This is a genomic window from Gemmatimonadota bacterium (assembly GCA_026706845.1).
In the GTDB taxonomy this organism is placed as follows: domain Bacteria; phylum Latescibacterota; class UBA2968; order UBA2968; family UBA2968; genus VXRD01.
Window position 1 is genome coordinate 1 of record JAPOXY010000039.1, and the last position, 6,906, is coordinate 6,906.

At 49.3% G+C, this 6,906-nt stretch carries 6 protein-coding genes; 5 read left to right on the forward strand and 1 reads right to left on the reverse strand.

From position 1 onward, the window contains the following. Positions 1-979 (reverse strand): DUF3179 domain-containing protein (locus OXG87_04150; GenBank protein MCY3868724.1); only part of this gene is annotated, 979 nt, incomplete at its 3' end. A gap of 139 nt (positions 980-1,118) precedes the next feature. On the opposite strand from OXG87_04150, the gene uvrB reads away from it, so the two are divergent. The 5 genes from uvrB to OXG87_04175 all read left to right on the forward strand — a co-directional run. After that, a complete protein-coding gene (gene uvrB / locus OXG87_04155) occupies positions 1,119-3,107 on the forward strand; it encodes an excinuclease ABC subunit UvrB (GenBank protein ID MCY3868725.1) in 1,989 nt (662 codons plus the stop codon). A gap of 7 nt (positions 3,108-3,114) precedes the next feature. Next, positions 3,115-4,245, forward strand: a complete 1,131-nt coding sequence (locus OXG87_04160) for a site-specific DNA-methyltransferase (GenBank protein MCY3868726.1) — start codon at positions 3,115-3,117, stop codon at positions 4,243-4,245. Between the two features lie 28 nt (positions 4,246-4,273). Next, complete coding sequence (locus OXG87_04165) at positions 4,274-4,855, forward strand: MjaI family restriction endonuclease (protein ID MCY3868727.1); 582 nt, start codon at positions 4,274-4,276, stop codon at positions 4,853-4,855. 1 nt (position 4,856) lies between these two features. Beyond that, positions 4,857-5,741 (forward strand): carboxylating nicotinate-nucleotide diphosphorylase, encoded by an 885-nt coding sequence (gene nadC, locus OXG87_04170; protein MCY3868728.1) that lies wholly within the window; start codon positions 4,857-4,859, stop codon positions 5,739-5,741. Between the two features lie 259 nt (positions 5,742-6,000). Then, the coding region (locus OXG87_04175) for a TraR/DksA C4-type zinc finger protein (protein ID MCY3868729.1) at positions 6,001-6,906 on the forward strand (906 nt) is incomplete at its 3' end.

A 6,906-nucleotide genomic window follows, 5' to 3' on the forward strand; every position in this document is an offset into this window, starting at 1 on the left:
CGACCACCCGATTAAAGGTGAGTGCGTATTGCGCCTGGTGGTAATAGACGACGAGAATGGCATTATCCGCGACTACGTCGTTGATAACGGCTTCTGTCCCCAGGGTGGGAAAGGGATAGGCTTTGGCCGTTTCACCGAAACGAATACCCAGTGTGAGGGTTTTGGGGGGGAAGATCTTTGCGGTTGGGTTGTCTTCCAAACTGGGAAAGGAGGGGAAAAGCGGTGCGGTGTTCGGATCCCGATAGTCGCCATAGGGATAAGTACGGTATCTGCTGGGCGCATAAATACCCGTATTGGCACTGATGACTTTGGAATCGGGATAGAGTTGTTTCCAGTAGCGCCAGGTGGTTTCGATTACGGGCAGGAGTTGCAATTCGTCGGTTCCACCTTCAACTGGGATGTGGATCATCTGGGGATACAGGATTCCCTGTTGACGGCGGTCGTACATAATGAGGTTGTTGTTGAATAGCAAACCGGAGACCCCACAATGGATGCGCGATTGGTCATTGCTCTGTCCGCTAAATATGAGTCCCGTTCCCGTCAGTGGGCAAAAGCTCACGACAATGGGGTGTTCTCCAACCACGTCGTTGATGATTTCGTGCCACCATCCCATGTTGTGGGGATAGGCTTTGGCTTCGCCATTGAGGACCACGCCGAGTACGAGATCTTCATCGCTGAGATAAGCGGCTTCGCTGGATGTGAGTTCGACAAATTGGGGGTCGGTGAGTGCTGGAATGCCATCGGGAGGTACGCCCCCCGATAGAATTCTGTCTTTGGGAAAGTCGCTTAGAAAATTGCCGCCTGCTTGGGGTTCGCGATTGATCGAACCAGAGGTTTGCGTATTGCCGGATGTCGTGTCGCCAGAGGCAGCAGGAGGATTGCCCGAGTCCCCTGGTCCCAGTATATCATTGCTCTTTCCTCCACAGGTCATCAGGCCAAATAGCGCGAATAGTATTGTGCTTTTGAGAAAAATTTTCACGGGTAGCTCCTGTGTGTTCTCTCGCAGGTAAACAGAGGGGTTGACCTTGCGTTTCAGTAGTTCTCTGTCTAAATTAAAGTAGTTATGGGGTGTGAGTCAAGGCGCGAACCGACAACTGATTTTTTTAGGGGAAATCGTTATGCCGCGATTTGAAGTAATATCGCCTTTTGAGCCTGCGGGTGATCAGCCCCAGGCGATTGAAGAACTCGCTCAGGGGATTCGAGATGGCGAGTCATACCAGACTTTGATGGGGGCAACGGGTACGGGTAAGACGTTTTCAATGTCCAAGGTGATTGAATCTGTTCAAAAGCCCACGCTCGTGATTTCCCACAACAAAACTCTGGCGGCACAACTCTACGGCGAGTTTCGGAGTTTTTTCCCGAATAATGCCGTGGAGTATTTTATTTCGTATTACGATTATTACCAGCCCGAAGCCTATAAGCCAGTGACGGATACGTTTATTGAAAAAGAAGCGGATATCAACGATGAGATCAATCGCTTGCGCCTGCGCGCGACAAGTGCTTTGATGGAGCGGCGAGATGTGATCATTGTGGCGAGTGTGTCGTGTATTTACGGTATTGGCAATCCGGATGAATACGAAGATCATCTGGTGATTCTGGATCGCGGTGCAGAGATGGATCGCGATGCCATGTTGCGCAAGCTGGTGGATATTCATTTTACGCGCAATGATGTGGCTTTTGAGCCTGCCGCTTTTCGGGTGCGGGGCGATGTGGTCGAAATTTATCCGCCCGAGCGCGAGCATCCGGTGCGCGTGGAGTTTTTTGGCGATGAGATCGACGCGTTGAGCGAGGTGCATCCCGTGACGGGCGAGGTGCTTGCGGAGCGCGATCGCATTGTTATTTATCCGGCCAAGCACTTTGTGACCAGTGGCAATCGCATTGAGAAAGCCATTGTTCAGATTGAGGTGGATCTGGCGAAACAACTGGAGGCGTTTAATGATCAGGGCAAGTTGTTAGAGGCACAGCGATTGGAGATGCGCACGCGCTACGATATCGAGATGATGCGCGAGATTGGTTTTTGTCAGGGTATTGAAAATTATTCGCGGTATATCGATGGGCGAAAACCCGGGGAAGCACCTTATGTGTTGCTGGATTATTTTTCAGATGATTTTCTGATTGTGCTGGATGAATCCCATGTGACGATTCCGCAGTTGCGCGGGATGTGGAATGGGGACCGGTCTCGCAAAGAGGTGTTGATAGAGCATGGGTTCAGGTTGCCCGCGGCATTGGATAATCGCCCGTTGTATTTTGAGGAGTTTGAACAGAAGGCAACGCAGGTTGTTTTTATGTCGGCCACGCCTGCGGATTATGAATTGGAACAGTGTCAGGGCGTGGTGGTGGAGCAGGTGATTCGTCCGACGGGGTTGCTCGATCCCGAGATGGTGGTACGACCTGTGCGCGGGCAGGTTGATGATCTTATTGAAGAATCGCGGGTCAGGGTAGAATGCGGTGATCGCGTGCTGGTAACGACGCTGACCAAGCGCATGGCAGAGGATTTGTCGGAGTATATGCGCGAGTTGGGTATCAGGGCGCGCTATATGCACTCAGATGTCGATTCGCTCGAGCGCGTGGCAATTATCAGGGATTTGCGTTTGGGTGAGTTCGATGTGCTCGTGGGGGTGAATTTGTTGCGCGAGGGGTTGGATCTGCCAGAGGTGTCGCTGGTCGCTATTCTGGATGCTGATAAGGAAGGGTTTTTGCGGTCGGAGCGGTCGTTGATTCAGACTGCTGGGAGAGCTGCGCGGAATGCCAGAGGTACGGTTATTATGTATGCGGATAAGGTGACGGATTCGATGCAGCGCGCCATTGATGAGACGAATCGCCGCCGGGCATTGCAGGAGGAGTATAATCTTATACACGGCATTACGCCTGAGACGCTTTACAAGACCAGAGAAGAGATTCTCCAGACGACGGCTGTGGCAGATGAGAAGGCAGATGAGTTGCCATTGGTTGCCGAAGAATCGCCTGAGTATGTGGAGGGAGCCAATCGGCTGGATATAATTGAAGAATTGACCCGCAAGATGGGTGAAGCGGCTGAGAACTTGGAGTTTGAGAAGGCAGCGCAATATCGCGATGAGATTGCAAGGTTAAAGGCAGAGGTGGCGTAAGAGATCTATGAAAACGATCCATCAAATATTTTATCGGGATGCGAGAAACTTAAAGGAGATCCCTTCGGAGAGTGTCGATCTGGTGGTGACATCGCCGCCGTATCCCATGATTGGCATGTGGGATGATGTATTTGGCAGCCAAAATTTGGAGGTCCAGAAGGCGTTAAAGATCGAGGATGGCAAGTTGGCTCATGAGTTGATGCATGAAATTCTCGATTCTGTATGGGATGAGATGTTCAGGGTCTTAAAAGATGGCCGATTTGCCTGTATCAATATTGGCGATGCGACGCGGAAGGTAGGCGGTGATTTTTGTTTGTATCCAAATCACGCGCGAATTTTGAATTATCTCTTAAATATCGGGTTTTCAGCACTTCCCGATATTCTCTGGCGAAAACAAACCAACGCGCCCAATAAATTTATGGGATCGGGTATGTTACCCGCTGGTGCTTATGTGACTCTGGAACACGAGTATATTTTGATTTTGAGAAAGGGTTCTAAAAGGGAATTTAAGACGGAATGCGAAAAACAGAACAGGCGCGAGAGCGCTTTGTTTTGGGAGGAGAGGAATATCTGGTATTCGGATGTTTGGATGGATATTAAGGGTACGGGACAGAGGCTTTCCGATGAGTTGTCGCGTTTGAGGAGTGCCGCGTTTCCTTATGAATTGGCCTATCGTCTGGTCAATATGTACTCTGTGAAAGGCGATGTGGTTCTCGATCCGTTTTTGGGTACGGGTACTACAATTGCTGCTGCGATGACTTCGGGACGCAATAGTATTGGCGTTGAAATTGACAAAAGTTTTCAACAGGCAATTCGCCCGATGGCGCGACAGATTGTCGATTTTTCAAATGATTATTTGCGCGATAGGTTGAGGAGACATTTTGAATTTGTCGAAGATCGAATCCAGACGTCGGGACCGTTGAAATATACGAACAGGTATTATGGGTGTCCCGTGGTGACGAGCCAGGAACAGTCCATTTTGTTGAATGGCTTAAAGGAGGTGCGAGAGTCTGATGATAATATCTTTGAAGTCGCGTATTCTGAGAAACCTCAGAGTATATATGACCAGAGTAAAAACAAAATGACCATAGAATCTCTGGACAAAAGTGAAACTCAACTCGATCTGTTAAGTAGGTAATGATCCCATATCGTACAAAGGATTATGGATGGAAATTAAATTGAAAAATGCTGAGATTCAGGAATACGTGAGCGCACCTGTCCGCGATTTTCCAAAGTACACGACCCAATTGATGAATCTCGCAAATCAAAATTCACAGGGTACGCGACCAAGAGTTGTTGGGCAAATGAGCGATCTGATTCAGGAATTTCCAGGGCAAACTTTTGAAGAATGGGTTATGTGGTATCAAGAACAACATCCCGATGCAATTGATGACGCGACAGATAAAATAATTTCAATGATAGAGAATTTCAGCGTGGTGTTTCCCAAAATTGACCGGGATTTGGTGAGGTCCTGGGTAGAGGATTTGGTTCTTGTCAAGACCTTCACCGGACTCAGATTCCAGGAGGCGATTCTGAAAAAACTGGCCGAGATGAAAGGCTGCAATTACCGTTTGGCAGAACCTTACGAAGAATCCCAGGGCATAGATGGATTCGTGGGAGAGGAAGCGTATTCTATTAAGCCGAGTACCTATCGCTCCCAAAATTTAGCGGAATCCATAAATATAAAAATCATATTTTACGATAAAAAGAGGGATGGGGTGGTGTTTGATATACCAGAGGACTTTTGAGATGTTGAATAAAAAAGATATTATGCCAGTAATTGAGCGAGCACTATTAGAAGATGTGGGGGATGGGGATATTACGACAAAATGGACCGTGCCATTGACAAAGCAGGCGAAGGCGAAAATTATTGCGAGGGCAGATGGCGTGATTGCGGGATTGGATGTGGCGCAATGGGTATTTGAAGCGGTAGAGGAAGCGATTGTATTCGAGGCACATGTCGAAGATGGCGAGCGCGTTGCGGATGGCGATATTTTGGCTGAGGTTTCTGGTCCGGCGCGTGGTCTGTTGACAGGTGAGCGCGTCGCGTTGAATTTTTTGCAGCGTATGTCGGGTATTGCAACGATGACGGCACAGTTTGTAGAGGCCGTAAAAGGGACACAGACGCAGATTCTGGATACGCGCAAGACTGCGCCGGGATTGCGATTATTAGATAAATATGCCGTTGTTGCGGGCGGTGGTGTAAATCATCGGGTCGGATTGTTCGATATGGTGCTGATGAAGGAGAATCACATTGAGGCAGCGGACGGTATTGGACCGGCACTGCTTTCGGTGTGGAAAGGGATGGATTTCGAAGGTCGAGAAGTGCCCGTGGAGGTGGAGGTGGAAACGCTATCAGAACTCGATGAGGTTCTCGTTTTGGGCGCGGATCGCGTGATGTTGGACAATATGAGCCTGGATGAAATGTGTGAAGCCGTGGAAAAGGTGAAAAAATTAAAAGGCAAAAGACCCGAATTGGAAGCCTCGGGCAATGTGTCCTTAGATAGCGTACGGGCAATTGCAGAAACGGGCGTGGATCTTATTTCAGTGGGTGCGCTTACGCATTCGGTGAAGGCCCTGGATATCAGTATGTTGTTCGATAGGAAACAGAATGTAGCGCCCGTTAGAAAATAAAAGGCTCGATCGGGATTGTTGCATCGGGCCTTTGTTTGTTGTGGCTCAATAAAAAAACGCCGAAGAGATTGGATGTGATCTCTTCGGCGACGGTATTAATATAACGTACTTTGCCTTGTTTGTCAAGTTTGTAAATCTTTGATAAACAGTAAGTTAAAAGTTGACATTCCACGTTTATTCGATTACATTTATCTCCGCTGTGATTCTGTCGTCTCCGCAATGTGTGCGGAGGGTTCTCAAAACCCCAATGGAGGGCAATATGGCACAACAGCCGCTCGATGGCGGGACGGGGGTGAGGTGTGTCATTTGCGAGGCGGTTATTTCGGAAGAACGCCTCAAGGCCGTTCCTTATACGCGCCTGTGCGTGACGTGTAAGGACAAAGTAGAAAGGGGGAAGATTCGTCTCAAATCTCATTTGGCGGGCAACGCGGTTTATGAAGAAGAACCCGAAGTGAAACCTATCGAGGTTCGTGAAGACCGATTGGTAGTCGGTGCGTGGTCAACCGGATTTATGGAATTGGCAGAGCAGAGCAGCCGGATACGCGAACTGCTTCGCGAAGGAAAAAAAGAAGATGCCAGGGCACTGGTGCAGACTTTGACGGTTGAAGCGCAGGCCGCGCTCGTTGTTCTGGATGAAGACCCAGAGAATATGCTGTCGATAACGGGTATGGATGAAGATGGCAATCCGGGCTATTCGACAGATGTGGTGGCGCATTTGCCTACAGAGATGTTGACGGGGCTGATTGATTATGACCCGGAGCGGCAGGATTTTAACGCCCATTTGATACGCGCTATGACGCCGGGTACTTTTCGGCGCACTGTGGAAGACACGTTAGAGCCTATGGACAGTGCCGAGGTTCGGTCAAAGGTATCGTTTGAATGGCTTCGGGCACTATCTATGCTGGGGGATGCAAATAAGTGTGCCGAATTGCTGAACAGTGTGGATCCTGGGTTGCTCGAAGAAGCTCTGATTCCTTATGTGAAGGATATGCGGATGAATGATATCGTGGGTTCTGCGGGCGCGCAGGTTTACCGGCACCAACTTTTTTCCGAAGGCGCTGCTGTGGGTGAAATGCCGAGTACGATAATAGAGGATCCCGTTGTCGGGGGGGTTCTGGATGCACTTTTCGATGCGGATGCCGATTTGATGCGGTCCGTCATTCGC